Origin of the sequence: Actinacidiphila sp. DG2A-62 (assembly GCF_035825295.1) — a bacterium.
GTDB lineage: Bacteria > Actinomycetota > Actinomycetes > Streptomycetales > Streptomycetaceae > Actinacidiphila.
On the sequence record NZ_JAYMGI010000002.1, the window covers coordinates 7,688,386 to 7,702,374 of the forward strand.

Genomic DNA, 13,989 nt, shown 5'->3' on the forward strand with positions numbered 1-13,989 from the left:
GCCCTGACCCACCCGGCGAGGTGGGCGGGCGCCACGAGTGAGGCTCCCGTGTGCGGGGCCATCTCCCGCGCACGGGAGGGCCGGTCGACCTCGGACGAGGTCGACCGGCCCGCATCCGTGCCCCGATCCGCCCGTGCGGAAGCGCTGTTGACGGATCGTCACGTTTCTGCGGTATGCGACGGTCAGGACTCCGGGCGCCACCAGCCGCGGCTGGCCGCCAGCACGCCGGCCTGGAAGCGGCTCGCCGCGCCCAGCCGGGTGAGCAGCGTCTGCACCCGGCGCTGCACCGTGCGGTGCCCGATGCCCAGCTGGCGGGCGATCGTCTCGTCCGGCATGCCCATCGCCAGCATCGAGATGATCCGCCGCTCCTCCTCGCTGACGAACTCGTTGCCGCCCACCGCCGCCGACCGACCCGGCATGTACGGCTGGGCCTGCGCCCACAGCGACTCGAAGAGCGTGCACAGCGCGTCCAGCAGCGCCGACGGGTGCACCAGGATGCACGAGTCCAGCACCTGCGGGGTGGCCAGCAGCGGGATCAGGGCGGCCTGGTCGTCGGCGATGATCAGCTTCATCGGCGCCTCGGGCAGGAAGCGGACCTCCTCGCCGGCCGCGATGTCCAGCTCCACCCGCTCCATCGCACCGGGCACGTTCAGCGCGTCACGCGCGTGGATGAACCGGCTGCGCACCTCCCGGCCGGCCACCACCGCGGCGGAGTTGACCCGCGCGCCGTCGCGCGCCTCGGCGTACGGCGGTGCGTCGATGCCGCGGATCTCCTTCTCCGCCCTGTTGAACAACTGCTGCCCGCACCGGGCCACCCCGTCCCGGCCGGTGATCACCTCCACGAGCGAGGCCGCGTGGCGGTCCCGGCGGGCGTCGTGGTGGCGCTCGGCCAGCCGGTCGGTCATCGCCCGCACCCGCTGGATGTCGCGCTCCCGGGCCAGCAGCAGCACCTCCAGCGCGTGGCCCGGCGGCAGCGCGGTGTAGCGGACCGGGCTGCCCGGCAGCCGCGAGACCAGTCCGCCGTCCTCCAGCAGCACCAGCGCGTCGGCCGCCACGTCGGGCTCGATCCCGGTCCTGCGGGCCAACTCCGCCAGGGGCAGCGGCAGGTTGTCGATCAGGGCGAAATACAGCGCCTCGGCGGGCTGGTCGAGACCGAGAACCTCAAGCAACGTCGCCACCTCCGGCTCCATGGGCCTCCGCGGTTCGGGCGGTTGAACACGATACCTTCATGGGAGCGCTCCAATTCGATCACGGAACCGACGGAGTTCGTTCGCGCGGCGGTGGTGGCGGCGACGGCGGTGGCGTGGCGGTGGCGTGACGGCGGCTGGGGCGGCGCGGCGCGTTCGGCGGCCGGGCGGGCGCCGGGAGGCGGCGGTCAGGCGGGGTCGGCGCACCGGGGCGGTCAGGCGGGGGCGGCCTCCTCGCGTTCCAGGGCGCGGGTGAGCGCGGCCAGACCCGCGTCGACCCCGGTGGTATCACCGCTGGTCAGCCAGTGGACCAGGAAGCCGCGCAGCGCGGCGAGCACCATCTGCGCGACCTCCAGGCGGCGCCGCTCCGGCCAGTGCGGCGGGCACAGCGACACCAGCGTCGGCAGGTACTGCTCGGACGCGTCGCGCACCAGGTCGCCGTAGCGCGCGGGATCGTACAGCGCCAGCCCGATCGCCTGGTCCAGCACCCGCAGGCCGGTGCCGGCGTCCATCAGCACCGCCCAGATCGCCCGTACCCTTCCGGCCAGCCCCGCGGGCGGCGCGCCGGCGCCGGGCGGGTCGCCGAACGCGGCGGCCAGCGCGTTGTCGATCCGGCGGGCGCGCAGTCGCAGCGTCGCCTGCCGCAGCAGGTCCTCCGTGCCGTCGAAGTGGTAGAGCAGCACCTTGTGCGTGGTCCCGGCGGCCCGCGCGGCCCGGCGCAGCGAGAACCCCACCAGCCCGTTCGCGGCGAGGTCGTCGCTGACCCGTTCCAGCAGCTCCCGCCGCCGCGCCTCGCCCCGCGGCGAGCGCGTCGACCTCCGGTACCCTGCCCGTACGGAGTCGGCGCCCCCCGCCCCGCCCGACGCGGCGCCGGTACCCCGCGACCCGCCCGGGGCGTCCGGCGCGGGCTTCCCCGCGGCGTCCGGCCCGGACCCGGCAGAGCCGTCCGCGCTGCCGCCCGTCATCGCACGCGCCCCACGGGCCTCGCGCTCGGCGCACCCGCCGGCGTCGTCGGTGTCTCGTCCATCAGGCCCGATGATGCCAGGAAGACACGTCTGCGCACCGCCGCGTGAGCCGATCCCCCCGGCCGCGCCCTGCCGCCCGGCAGCCGACGTCCGCACCCGGCAACGCCAAATCCGGCGTCCTCCGCCGCCGCGCGCCTGCCGGCCGCGCCGCGCGGCCGCGCGTACCGCCACGCCGCCGCGCGTACCGCCACGCGCCCGTGTGCCCGCTTCGTCCCCGCGACCGAGCGGCAACGGTGGGGATGTCCTGGCAATGAAGTGAGCCGGGTGGTTCACTTCAGGGGACAGGTAGGTCCGGGCCACGGACGGACGGGCCGGGAGTGGTGACGCGGGCGCCGGTTCGGCCGGTGTCGAGGAGGGCGCGTATGGAACGCACGATCGAACTGTCGGCCGGGACGATCGCGTACGGTGACAGCGGCGGCGACGGACCGCCGGTGGTGATGCTGCACGGCCTGATGATGGACGGCTCGCTGTGGGACGGCCCGGCCGCCGAACTGTCGTCGGCCTACCGCTGCCTGACGCCGACGCTGCCACTGGGCGCGCACCGCCGGGCGATGCTCCCGGACGCGGACCTGTCGCTGCCGGGCGTGGCCCGTCTCGTCGCGGAGTTCCTGGAGCGGTTGGACCTGGCCGACGTCACGCTCGTCGGCAACGACACCGGCGGCGCGGTGGTCCAGACGGTGGTCGCCGAGGGCCTCGCCGACCGGGTGGGGCGGATCGTGCTCGCCTCCTGCGAGGCGTTCGACAACCTCCCGCCCGGCCTCACCGGGCGGACGCTCGCCCTCGCCGGCAAGCTCTCGCCCGGCGCGTTCGGCCTGTTCATGCAGCAGATGCGGCTGCGCCCGGTACGCCGGCTGCCGATCGCCTTCGGCCTGCTCACCCGCGCCGGCGACGAGGCGACGGCGCGCTGGATGCGGCCGGTGCTGACCCAGCCGGAGATCCGCCGCGACACCGTCCGCATGCTGCGGGCCGTCCTCGACGACCGGCAGGCCCTGGTCCGGGCGGCCGAGAAGCTGCCGTCCTTCGACCGGCCGGCCCTCGTCGTCTGGGCGGACCGCGACCGCGTCATGCCGCCGGAGCACGGCCGCCGGCTGGCCGAACTCCTGCCGCACGCACGGCTGGTGGAGATCCCGCACGACCGCACGCTGCTCGCACTGGACCGGCCGCGCGAACTCGCCGCCGCCATCGGCGACTTCGCGTCCGACCGGACCCCGGTGTAGCGCCGGGCGGGCGGTTCGCGAGCACGCCGCGGGGGTTCCGCCGCAGGCGCGCGGCGGGGCCCCGGCGCGCGCCTGCGGCGGAACCCGGCCGGCACTCGGGCGGGACCTGGGCGGGGACGAGCGGACAGCGCGCCGCCGACCGGGCGTCAGGCCGCGGCGGTCGCGGCCTTCGCCTCCCGCACGCCGCGCAACGCGCCCGCCCAGGCGATGACTTGGCCGAGCATGTCGCGAACGGAGGCGTCGAGGCCCTCTCCCGCGACGAAGCCGCCGGTGGCGAACGAGGGGATCAGCGGCACGGCTGGCTGCGCGCGGACCGTGGCCACCTGGAGTTCGGCGAGGACGAGCCGCAGCGCCTCCGCGGCGCGGACGCCGGCCGCCCAGCCGCCGTAGCTGACGATGCCGGCGGCCTTGTCGTTCCACTCCCGGTAGACGTAGTCCAGCGCGTTCTTCAGCGCCCCCGGGTAGGAGTGGTTGTACTCCGGGACGAGGAAGACGAAGCCGTCGAGGCCGTCGACCACCCGGGACCAGTCGTGGGTGTGCGGGTGCGCGTACTGCCGGAGGTTCGGGTTGCCGGCCTCGTCGAGGTTGCCCAGACCACGGTCGGCGAGGTCGACCAGTTCGTAGTCGGCGCCGCCGTGGGCGCGTGCGGTGTCGAGCAGCCACGCGGCGATCCGGTCGCCGCGGCGGCCGGGCCGGGTGCTGCCGAGGATGATGCCGATGCGCAGGGCCATGGTGCCCCTTCCGTAGGAGTTGTCGTGTCAACTCTAGGTCGGATCGAGTTGAAGTGACAACTCCGCAGGTCCCGCTAGACTTCAGGGCATGGTGGAGACCCGCGGGCTGGAGCCCGAGGAGTGGGAGCTCTGGGATTCCTGGACGCGCGCGCAGCGGCTGCTGGTCAGGGAGCTGGAGCGCGGCCTGCAACGCGACTGCGGCATCTCGAAGGCCGAGTTCAGCGTGATGGTGACGCTCCTGCGGGCGTCGGGCGACGTGATGCGCGTGCGCGAGCTGGCCGAGTCGCTCGACTGGGACAAGAGCCGCGTCTCCCACCAGCTGACGCGCATGGAGAAGCGCGGCTTCGTGGAGCGGACCGAGTACGGCGCCGACGGCCGCCGCGCGGGCGTCGGCCTCACCGCGGAGGGCCGCGACGCCGTGCGCGGCGCGCTGCTCGTGCACGGCGGCAACATCCGCCGGCACTTCCTCGACACTCTGACGCCCGAGCAGAGCGCCGTCCTGCGGACGTGGAGCGAGCAGGTGGCCGAGCGCCTCGAACCGCGCTAGCCCGCGGCCCGCGGAGGCGCGAGGCGCGGAGGCGCGAGGCGCGGAGGCGCACGCCGCGAAGACGCGAGGCGCGGAGGCGCGGCCTGCGGAGCCGTACGCCGCGAAGGCGCGAGGCGCGGAGGCGCGGCCTGCGGCGGGCGTGGGGCGCCCGGCGTGCGCCGCCGGGCGGCGCACGCGGACGCGGCCGGCGGACGCGGGATGGGTCAGCCGGGCGGCCGGCGGCTCAGGCCGGCGTGGGCGGCGGGGTGGGGGAGGGGCGCCGGGAGACGGCGCGGGCGACGCGGGACTCCAGGGCCGCCCGGCACTCCGGCCACTCCGCGGCGACGACCGAGAAGATCGCGGAGTCGCGCAGACCGCCGTCCTCGCCGGGCGCCCAGGAGCGCGACCAGTTGCGCAGCACGCCCTCGAAGCGCGCGCCGACCGCCTCGATCGCGGCCCGTGAACGGGCGTTGCGCGCATCGGTCTTGAGGTCGACCCGGGCCACGCCCCACTCCTCGAAGGCGTGCCGGAAGAGCAGCAGCTTGGCCTCCGAGTTGACGCCCGTGCCCTGCGCGGAGCCGGCCAGCCAGGTGAACCCGACCTCGACCGCGCACAGTTCCTCGCCGTCCGGCCACGGCCGCGGGTCCCAGAACGACGTCGCCCCGACCGCGCGCCCGGTCTCCTTCGACACCTGCGCGTAGGGGATCAGACGCCCCGCCGCCGCGCGCGCGAGCTGCGCGTCGACGTACTCGCCGACCTCGGCCGCGGTCGGCACCCATGTGAAGCCGTACGACGAGCGGTCCTCCTCCGCGGCCACCGCGAGGTCCGCCGCGTGCCGGTGCCCCAGCGGCTCCAGCCGCACCAGCGTCCCGTCGAGCGCCGGCGCCTCGAACCTCGTCCCCATGGCCTGTCACCGTTCCCGTTCCCGTTCCCGTTCCCGTTCCCGTCCGCGTGCCGCTCCCCGCCGCACGTCCTCACCGCGCGTCGCGCGCGCCCTGCCGGGCCGGGATCCTCGCAGCCAGGGGGTCGCCGTGTCGTGCGGATTTCCGCCCGCGCGTCGGCCGGCGGGCGGACGCTGTCCGCTCACAGGCCGTACGCCTCCAGCGCGTTGGTGCGGCCGATCATGGTGGCGACGCGGCGGGCGTCGGCCGCGGACCAGTCGCCCGCGGCCACCCAGGCGCCGATCGCCGCGGCGGTCGCACGGCGCCACAGCACCGCGCCCACGTAGTGGAGTTCGGGCGGCCCCCAGGCATCGGAGGAGAACAACAGGCGGCCGAACGGGGCGAGTTCCATGGATTCCGCGACCACCGCGGCGGCACGCGCGCCGACATGGTTGAGCGCGAGGCCGACATCGCAGTAGACGCGGTCGAACGCCTGGGCCAGATAACCCGCTTCCCGGTGGTACGGGTAGCAGTGCAGCAGCATCACCGGCACGGCGGCGACCGCGGGCTGCCGCAACAGGTCGGTCAGCAGCAGCGGGTTGACCCGGTGCAGGTCCAGGTCCCGGTCGCCGAAACCGGTGTGGACCTGCACCGGAAGACCGAGCCGCACCCCGCAGTGGACGCCGAAGCGCAGCAGCACGGGGTCCGCGAGCCGTGGGCGGCCCGGCGCCCGCGCCGACTCGGCCAGCCAACGGGCCGCGGCCCGGCGCACCGCGTCGGCGTCCGGCTCGCTCCAGTCCAGGTCGAAGCCCGCGCGGTAGCCGACCACCGTCTTCACGCCGACCGCGCCACGCGCCACCGCCGCACGCAGCAGATCGCGGTAGGCGTCGGCGTACCCGCGCCCGTCCGTCGCGCCCTGCCCGGCCAGGGTCGCGGCCACCTCCTCGGCCACCGCCTCCAAGCGCACCACCTCGTGCGCCGTGCTGCCCGCGACCTGTGCCAACTCGCCCGGGGACAGCAGCCGTTCGGCCGCGTGACCGGCGTCGACGATCCAGCGGTCGACGCCGGCCGCCGGCAGCAGCCGCGCCGCCACCTCGGCGTCGCCCAACACCGCCCGCCGCGCCCAGTAGTCCTCGGCGGGCGCGTGCGCGGGCAGGTCGAGCAACGGCGCGCACCAGCGCCGTACGGCGAAACCGAGGTGGGTGTCGAACGCCGTGGTCCCGGCCGGAATCCCGCCCGTGGAGCCCTCGTTGAGCGACTCCTCGAACTCCGTACGCCCCAGGGGCCCGCGGAACGCGCCGTGCGCGTGGTGGTCCACCAGCCGCAACCCGGCGGTGAACTCGGCCAGTCGCGCGACCTCGGCGGACCCGGTGCTTCCCACGGCGGACCCGGCGCCGGCGGCGGTCCGGGACGTCGTCCCGGTGGGCTGGGACGTCGTCCCGGTGGGCTGCGCGGTCCCGCCGCTCCCGGCGGCGCTGGTGTTCACGAGGTCCACGCGAAGCGGAAGCGGTCGGCCAGGGCGGGCACCGGCAGTTCGCCGTAGGTGGTCTGCTCGTGGCGGCGCACCGCGAGCGTCGCGTCGAGAATGTCGTCGCCGACGATGTCCCGGGCGAGAGCGGAGGCCGCGAGGGCGTCGAGGGCCGCGCCCTGGTCGACCGGCAGACGCACGGCCGAGGGATCGGTGGACGGGTCCACCCGTACCTCCGGGGGGAGTTCGGCGCCCCGGGCGACGCCTCGCACCGCCAGACCGAGGACCGCGGCGGTCGCGAGGTAGACGTTCGCCGCCGGATCACCGCACTTGACCTCGACGTTGGCGCCGTGCGGATTGCCCCGCGTCGCGGCCACCAGCCGCACCGCGGCCTCGCGGTTCTCCAGCCCCCAGCACGCGTAGGCGCCCGCCCACGAACCAGGAACGAGCCGCGCGAAGGAGAGCACCGAGCCGGCGAGCAGTGCCACGGTCTCCGGCAGACCGGCCACGATGCCGCCGAGCATCGCCGCCCCCTCCCGCGTCAGCCCGTGCGGGCCCTGCCCGCCGGACAGCAGCGGGACGCCCGCGCGCTCCAACGACAGGTGCACATGCGCGCCGTTGCCCGCGCCGCCGCCGAACGGCAGCGGCGAGAACGACGCCAGCAGGCCGTGCGCGCGCACCACCCGCCCGATCACCAGTCGCGCCAGCACCACCCGGTCGGCCGACTCCAGCGGCGCGGACGGCGACAGCGACACCTCGAACTGCCCGGTGCCGAACTCCGCGTGCACTTGCTCGACCGGTGCGCCGGCCTCCTCCAGCGCGTCGGTCAACTCCGCGGCGAGGCCGCCGTGTTCGAGCAGCGTGCCGAGTCCGTACGGCTGCCAGCGGCGCTCCGGCAGCGGCTCTCCCGCGGCGTCGGTGAGGGTGAACTCCAGCTCATGGCCCACCGTCGCGGTCAGTCCGGCCGCCTCGGCCGCCGCCTGCACCCGGCGCAGCCGCCCGCGGGCACAGCCCGGCCACTCCTCGCCGTCCTGGCCGAACACCTCGGCCGGCGCCCACGCGTACCCGTCGCCGATCGCGCGGGCCGCCGCGAGGTCGGCGCGCAGCCGCAGATCGCCGACGACGCCCAGGCGCTCGGTGAACACGATGGTGTTGTCGACGCAGAACGAACCCCAGGTCGGCGAGGCGCCCATGCCCGAACGGTGGAACTCCCCGATCCGCCGCAGCGGCACCGACTTCGCGCGCGCCACGCCGCCCATGTCCACCACCGACCCGACCAGCACCCGCACCCCGGCGGTGCCCAACTCCGCCCGGTACTGCGCCACATCGGCGTCGGACAGCACGGGCAGCGACTCGCTGAGCGGCACGGGAACCTCCACGGCGGGCGGACCAGGGGCGCGGGGGCGGCTCGGCTCGGCGCCCGGACCCCCGCCTGCGGGCGGGAGAGTCGCCCGACCGCCCACCACGCTACCGCCGGGGCCCACCGCTCCCGCAGACCTTCACGCGCCCCGCGCGTACGCGTCGCCGCACGTCGTACACCGGGAGTCGCACACCGTGAGTCGCACACCGCACGTCGCACACCGCGCGTCGCACACCGGGAGCCGAGCCGCTCAGTAGCCGCGGCGCAGCGACGTGATGCGGGCCTCGTCCTTGCGGCGGGCGCGGCGGGCCCGCTCCTCGGCCAGCTCGGCGACCGCCTGGTGCAGCGCGTCCAGGACCGCCACGACCTGAGAGCCGAGCGCGTCCGGCGGTTCGGGCTGCAGCACGCCGGTGCCGACCGCGCAGGCCAGTGCGACGAGCAGCGGCTCGTCGGCCGACCAGCGGTGGGCGGCCCGGCGGCGCTCGGGCGAGTCGGCCAGCACGACGCGCCCGGGGGTGAGCAGCCCCCAGCGCCGCCGCCGCTCGCGGGTCAGCCGCCCCTCCGCCTCGAAGGCGTCGAGATACGCGCCGGTCAGATCACGCCCCCGGCGCCACAGCCAGTCCTCGACGGTCTCGGGCTCGCCCCGCGGTCCCGCGGCGAGCGCCGCCGCGGCCTCGCCGAGCATCCGGTCGCCGGCCCAGCCCGCACCGCCGTCGCCGCCCGCGCCGCCCGCCCCGTCCCCGATCGCCGCGCCCCCGCCCGCCGACCGCGGCACGATCCGGTCGCCGTCGAGCACCGCGGCGTCCAGCTTCAGCAGGTCGACCAGCTCCGCCGCCGCGAGCCCGAGCGACAGGTCGCCGCGCTCCACCGACCGGGCGGACGGCAGGTCCAGCGTGATCGTCAGAAGGTCCCGAGCGGTGGTCATGAGCGGTGCTCCCCGGAAGACGCCACGGCCGGCCGGTCCGGCACCCCCGCCGCCCGGCCACCCGCCCATTATCCCTCCCGGCGATCATCGTGCCCGCCCGGTTCCGCCGCCGGGCTGCGGCAGGGCGTCGCTCCCCGGCCCCGGCGCCCGCCCGCACCTGGTCGCCGCACGCGAGGCGGCGCCGCGGTGCGGGCAGGGCGGGCGCCGCACCGCGCGGGACACGGGCCGTGCGTCGCGGGCGAGGGTGATCGTGGGCACAGTGGTGACAGATGGGGCCCGTGTCGGTTGAATGCCGTACGCGTGCAGCAAGCGCTTACTGCTCCTGGAACCCCACACCCCGGAGGGCCGTCGTGCCGATACCCCGCCGCACCCTGCTCACCGCGCTGCCCGCCGCCGCGCTGCCCGCCCTCGCGCTCGGGAGCGCCGCCCCCGCCGGCGCCACGCCCGGAGCGGGTTCCCCGCACGTCGGCGCTGTCCCGTACGCCGCCCGCGCCGCCGACGATCCCTACGCCGCGGTGATCGCGAACACCACCGGGCTCCTCGCCGGGACCGACGCCTCCAACGCCCTGCCGGCGACCGCCGCCAAGCTCGCCGCCGTCGAGGCCACCGCCCGCGCGCGGCTCGCCGCCATGGACGCGGCGGGGACGGGCGAGCTGTTCCGGGGACTGCCGCTCGGCACCAGCGACACGCACCTCACCACGTCGTTCCAGTACCTCTACGAGATCGCGCTCGCCACCCGCGTCCCCGGTCCCGCCGGGACCACCCTGCGCGGCGACGCCGCCGCCCAGCGGCGCGTCGTCGACGGCCTCGCGGCGCTCTACGACGGCTACTACGGCGACCAGGCGACCGGCTACTACGGCAACTGGTTCACCTGGGAGATCGGCATCTCCACCCACGTCTCCCGCACCCTGCTGCTGCTCGCGGTGCCGCTCGCCGCCGCGCGACCCGACCTGACCCCGGCCTACGTCGCCGCGATGGACGGCTACCTGCGCAACGGCAAGGACGGCGACGTCGACCTCGACTCCCGCTTCCACACCGGCGCCAACCTCGCCGACATCACCACCAACCGGGTCCTGCAGGGCGCGGTCGCCGGCGACGGCGCACGCATCGCCAAGGCGGTGGCCGACCAACTCACCGTCTACGCGACCGTCGACCCGTACGCGCCCCGGCACGGCGTCACCGACGGGTTCCACGCCGACGGCTCCTTTATCCAGCACGCCTCGGTCGCCTACACCGGCTCGTACGGCGCCGGGCTGCTCACCCGGGTGGTGCAGACGGTCCAGATCCTGGCCGGCACGCAGTGGGCCCCCGGCGGCGAACTGGTCGAAGTGGTCCGCGGCTGGGTCGTGGACGCCTTCGCGCCGCTGCTGTTCGAGGGCTGGATGATGGAGACGGTCAAGGGCCGCGCGGTGTCCAGGACCACCACCGGGTACGCGGACGCGGCCGCCGTCGTCGAAGCCGTCGTGGACCTCGCCGCGCTGACGACGGGTCAGCAGGCCGCGGACCTGGCGGCGTTCGTCAAGTACGTCGCGACCGCCTCGCGCACGCCGCCCGATCCGGCCGCCTTCGTCTCCCCGGTCGGCGTCGCCCGGCACGCCGCGATCCTCGCCGACCCCGCGATCCCCGCGCGCGACCTCAACGCCCCCGCCTCGCATGCCGCGTTCAACGCGATGGACCGCACCGTGCACCGCCGCCCCGGCTACGCCTTCGCGCTGTCCCGCAGCTCCCGCCGGATCAGCGGCTACGAGTACATGAGCGGCGAGAACCTCATGCCGTGGTTCCAGGGACAGGGCGCCCACTACCTCTACCTGTCCGGCCAGGACCAGCGGAAGGCCTTCGGCGTCGACCACTTCACCACCGTGTCGCCGTACGCGCTCGGCGGCGTCACCGCGCCGGTGGAGACCCGGCGATCCGTCCCCGAGCTGTACGGCGCCGCGTGGTACGACAACCCGGCGGCCGGCTTCACCTCGTCCTCGCCGTCGCAGAACACCTACGTGTACTTCCCGTTGGCGACCAACGCCTTCTCCGGCGGCGTGCGCCTCGGCGGTTACGGCGTCGCGGGCCTCGCGCAGTCCAGCGACGTGGCCTACCGGGACGCCCGAGCCGGGCTGCTGCCGGCGGACTTCACCGCCTACCGCAACGCCGACGCCACCAAGTCGTGGTTCATGTTCGACGACGAGATCGTCGTGCTGGCGGCAGGCGTCGGGGACGGCGCGGGACGCGCGGTGACCACCACCGTGGACACCCGGATCGCCGACCCGGACGCGCCCGTCACCCTCACCGGGGCGCTGCGCGGCGGCGCGCCTTGGTCGGGCACCGGCAGCGGCCCGCTGGCCTGGCTGCGCTACTCCGACGCCGCGCAGGGCGTCGCGGTCGGCTACGCCTTCCTCGCCCCCGCCGTGCCCACCGTCGCACTGGAGACCGTGACCCGCAGCCGCCGCGCGATCCGCACCGCGAACCCCGACACCCCGGTCACCAAGCAGGTGTTCGGCCTCACCGTGCCCCAACCCCCGGGCGACGCCCACCGGTCCATGGCCTGGGCGATCGTCCCGCACGCCACCGAGGGGCAGTTGGCGGCGTACGAGCACGGGCCGCTCGCCGTCCTGGCGAACACCACGCGGTTGCAGGCGGTGCGGCACACCCGGCTCGGCATCCTCGCCGCCAACGCCTTCACCGCGGGAGCGCACCGCGCCGGACCGCTGGAACTCGACGGACCGGCGGGCGTGCTGCTGCGCACCGGCGGCGACGGCTCGGTGCGGATCGCGGTCAGCGACCCCACCACCGAGCGCGACGCCGTCTCGGTGCTGCTGCGCGGCAGGCGGCTGCGGCCCACCGCCGCCGACGACGGCGTCCGGGTACGCCGCGTCCCCGGCGGCACCCGGCTGGACGTGGCCACCCGCCACGCGTACGGACGCGGCTTCACCGCGGCCCTCCGCTGACCCGGGGCGCCGGGTCCTGCGCGCGGTCCCACGCGCGGTCCCGGGCCCGGTCACGAGCCGGACCCCCAGCCGGACGCCCAGCCGGACCCCGAGCCGGATTCGCTGCCCGAAGCGCTGCCGGACCCACGGACGGCCCCGCCCGGCCGCACCCGGTCGGCCCATGTCCGCGCCGCGCCGTTCGCGCGTCGGAGTGATGCCGCGCATAGCCGCGCCCGCCGCGGGGGACCCCTGTGATCGCCGTCCGCCGGACCCGGCCGGCACCGACCCCGAGCGGGCCCCCGCCGTGCCGTGCCGTGCCGGGCCGGACCGCCGCAGCGATCTGGAGGTACGGCCCATGCCCGTCGCCCGCCGCGCCCGCCGCGTCCGTCGTCCCCGCCTCGCCGCCGCGCTGCTCGCCGCGGCGGCCTCCTTCGGCTGCCTCCTGTCCGGACCGGCGCACGCGGGAACGCCCGGCCACGCGGAATCACCCGGGCGCTCCGGACCGCACGCGTCCGCCGGCGAGGACCGCGCCCTCCGCGCCCGTCTCGCCGCGTTCACCGCGGCACCCGGCGGGCCGCCCGGCGCCGTCGCCGTGATCCGCGTCGACGGCCGCCGCGCCGTCTACCGGGCCGGCGTCGCCGACCTCGCCACCGGGCGGCCGCCGCGGGCCCGCGACCACATGCGGATCGCCAGCACCGCCAAGGCGTTCAGCGGCGCGGTGGCGCTGTCCCTGGTCGACGCGGGCCGGCTGCGCCTGGACGACACGATCGGGCGCCGGCTGCCCCGGTTGCCCAAGGCGTGGGGCAAGGTGACGCTGCGTCAACTGCTGCAGCACACCAGCGGCCTGCCGGACTACTCCGAGGCGCCCTCCTTCGTCGCGGAGCTGACCGCCGACCCGCACCACCACTTCGACTCGCGCCGTCTGCTGGACTACGTCGCGGGTCTGCCGCTCGGCTTTGCGCCGGGCTCGCGCTACCACTACTCCAACTCCGACAACATCGCGGTCGCGCTGATGGCCGAGGCCGCCACCGGACGCCGCTACGAGAGCCTGCTCGACACCCTGGTGGACCGGCCGCTGCGGCTGCGCGACACCACGCTGCCGCAGGACTGGCGGCTGCCCGAGCCGTATCTGCACGGCTACGCCCCGGGCGAGGACGGCGGCGCGCCCGAGGACGTCAGCACCCTGCTCAGCGCGTCGGGCGTGTGGGCGTCGGGCGGCATCGTCTCCACGCCGGACGACCTCGCCGCGTTCACCGCCGGCTACGCGGGCGGCCAACTGTTCGGCCCGGCCGTCCGGCGCGCCCAGTTCGCCTTCGTGCCCGGCGCCTCCGAGCCCGCCGGTCCCGGCGTGAACGCCGCCGGGCTGGCGGTCTTCCGCTACGCCACCCGCTGCGGCACGGTCTACGGACACACCGGCAACTTCCCCGGCTACACCCAGTTCGCCGCGGCGACCGCCGACGGCCGGCGCGCCGTCACGGTCAGCATCACCCGCCAGGTCAACGCGACCGTCGACCCCCAGCGCCTGCCCGAACTGCGCGCGCTGGAGGAGGACTTCGTCTGCGCCGCCCTGCACGGCGCGCGGTAGGGCCGGTACGGCGGCCGGCGCCCCTCCCCGCGCGGTGACGCAGCGCAGCCCCGGTAGCGCTCCGGAGTGGTTGTGTCGGAATGGTTGCGCCGCCACCAGCAGGATGGAACACTTCCGGACGCCAACCGACTGGTTCGCACATATATCAACAATCTCGTTGCACCGC

General features: G+C 76.1%; 11 protein-coding genes. 4 read left to right on the plus strand and 7 right to left on the minus strand.

Annotated elements, in window-relative coordinates; all coding sequences use genetic code 11:
* Nucleotides 1–182 precede the first annotated feature (182 nt).
* Nucleotides 183–1,178, minus strand: a complete 996-nt coding sequence (locus tag VSR01_RS33990; protein ID WP_326452821.1) for a LuxR C-terminal-related transcriptional regulator — start codon at nucleotides 1,176–1,178, stop codon at nucleotides 183–185.
* Between the two features lie 224 nt (nucleotides 1,179–1,402).
* Complete coding sequence (locus tag VSR01_RS33995; protein ID WP_326452822.1) at nucleotides 1,403–2,152, minus strand: TetR/AcrR family transcriptional regulator; 750 nt, start codon at nucleotides 2,150–2,152, stop codon at nucleotides 1,403–1,405.
* 422 nt (nucleotides 2,153–2,574) lie between these two features.
* Here VSR01_RS33995 and VSR01_RS34000 point away from each other — a divergent pair, with 422 nt between their 5' ends.
* Nucleotides 2,575–3,429, plus strand: coding sequence for an alpha/beta fold hydrolase (locus tag VSR01_RS34000; protein ID WP_326452823.1), 855 nt, complete (start codon nucleotides 2,575–2,577; stop codon nucleotides 3,427–3,429).
* Nucleotides 3,430–3,575: 146 nt separating this feature from the next.
* On the opposite strand, the gene VSR01_RS34005 is transcribed toward VSR01_RS34000, so the two are convergent.
* Nucleotides 3,576–4,160 carry an NADPH-dependent FMN reductase gene (locus VSR01_RS34005; RefSeq protein WP_326452824.1) on the minus strand — a complete coding sequence of 195 codons (585 nt, stop codon included), beginning with the start codon at nucleotides 4,158–4,160 and terminating at the stop codon, nucleotides 3,576–3,578.
* Between the two features lie 88 nt (nucleotides 4,161–4,248).
* Between VSR01_RS34005 and VSR01_RS34010 the strand changes: the two genes are divergently transcribed.
* Complete coding sequence (locus tag VSR01_RS34010; protein ID WP_326452825.1) at nucleotides 4,249–4,707, plus strand: MarR family winged helix-turn-helix transcriptional regulator; 459 nt, start codon at nucleotides 4,249–4,251, stop codon at nucleotides 4,705–4,707.
* Between the two features lie 223 nt (nucleotides 4,708–4,930).
* On the opposite strand, the gene VSR01_RS34015 is transcribed toward VSR01_RS34010, so the two are convergent.
* From VSR01_RS34015 to VSR01_RS34030, 4 genes are all read right to left on the minus strand, one after another.
* Nucleotides 4,931–5,590 carry a GNAT family N-acetyltransferase gene (locus VSR01_RS34015; RefSeq protein ID WP_326452826.1) on the minus strand — a complete coding sequence of 220 codons (660 nt, stop codon included), beginning with the start codon at nucleotides 5,588–5,590 and terminating at the stop codon, nucleotides 4,931–4,933.
* A gap of 179 nt (nucleotides 5,591–5,769) precedes the next feature.
* Nucleotides 5,770–7,053, minus strand: coding sequence for an amidohydrolase family protein (locus tag VSR01_RS34020; protein WP_326452827.1), 1,284 nt, complete (start codon nucleotides 7,051–7,053; stop codon nucleotides 5,770–5,772).
* A complete protein-coding gene (locus VSR01_RS34025; protein ID WP_326452828.1) occupies nucleotides 7,050–8,402 on the minus strand; it encodes a glutamine synthetase family protein in 1,353 nt (450 codons plus the stop codon). Before VSR01_RS34025 ends, VSR01_RS34020 begins: the two co-directional genes overlap by 4 nt.
* Nucleotides 8,403–8,645: 243 nt before the next feature.
* Complete coding sequence (locus tag VSR01_RS34030) at nucleotides 8,646–9,320, minus strand: GPP34 family phosphoprotein (protein WP_326452829.1); 675 nt, start codon at nucleotides 9,318–9,320, stop codon at nucleotides 8,646–8,648.
* Between the two features lie 350 nt (nucleotides 9,321–9,670).
* Here VSR01_RS34030 and VSR01_RS34035 point away from each other — a divergent pair, with 350 nt between their 5' ends.
* Both VSR01_RS34035 and VSR01_RS34040 read left to right on the plus strand, forming a co-directional pair.
* Complete coding sequence (locus VSR01_RS34035; RefSeq protein WP_326452830.1) at nucleotides 9,671–12,259, plus strand: polysaccharide lyase family 8 super-sandwich domain-containing protein; 2,589 nt, start codon at nucleotides 9,671–9,673, stop codon at nucleotides 12,257–12,259.
* Nucleotides 12,260–12,593: 334 nt separating this feature from the next.
* A complete protein-coding gene (locus tag VSR01_RS34040) occupies nucleotides 12,594–13,823 on the plus strand; it encodes a serine hydrolase domain-containing protein (RefSeq protein ID WP_326452831.1) in 1,230 nt (409 codons plus the stop codon).
* The last annotated feature ends 166 nt before the right edge of the window (nucleotides 13,824–13,989 follow it).

Coding starts and splice junctions, on each gene's coding strand:
- VSR01_RS33995 (WP_326452822.1), bottom strand. CDS start 2,152: ATGACGGGCGGCAGCGCGGACGGCTCTGCCGGGTCCGGGCCGGACGCC.
- VSR01_RS34000 (WP_326452823.1), top strand. CDS start 2,575: ATGGAACGCACGATCGAACTGTCGGCCGGGACGATCGCGTACGGTGAC.
- VSR01_RS34005 (WP_326452824.1), bottom strand. CDS start 4,160: ATGGCCCTGCGCATCGGCATCATCCTCGGCAGCACCCGGCCCGGCCGC.
- VSR01_RS34010 (WP_326452825.1), top strand. CDS start 4,249: ATGGTGGAGACCCGCGGGCTGGAGCCCGAGGAGTGGGAGCTCTGGGAT.
- VSR01_RS34015 (WP_326452826.1), bottom strand. CDS start 5,590: ATGGGGACGAGGTTCGAGGCGCCGGCGCTCGACGGGACGCTGGTGCGG.
- VSR01_RS34030 (WP_326452829.1), bottom strand. CDS start 9,320: ATGACCACCGCTCGGGACCTTCTGACGATCACGCTGGACCTGCCGTCC.
- VSR01_RS34040 (WP_326452831.1), top strand. CDS start 12,594: ATGCCCGTCGCCCGCCGCGCCCGCCGCGTCCGTCGTCCCCGCCTCGCC.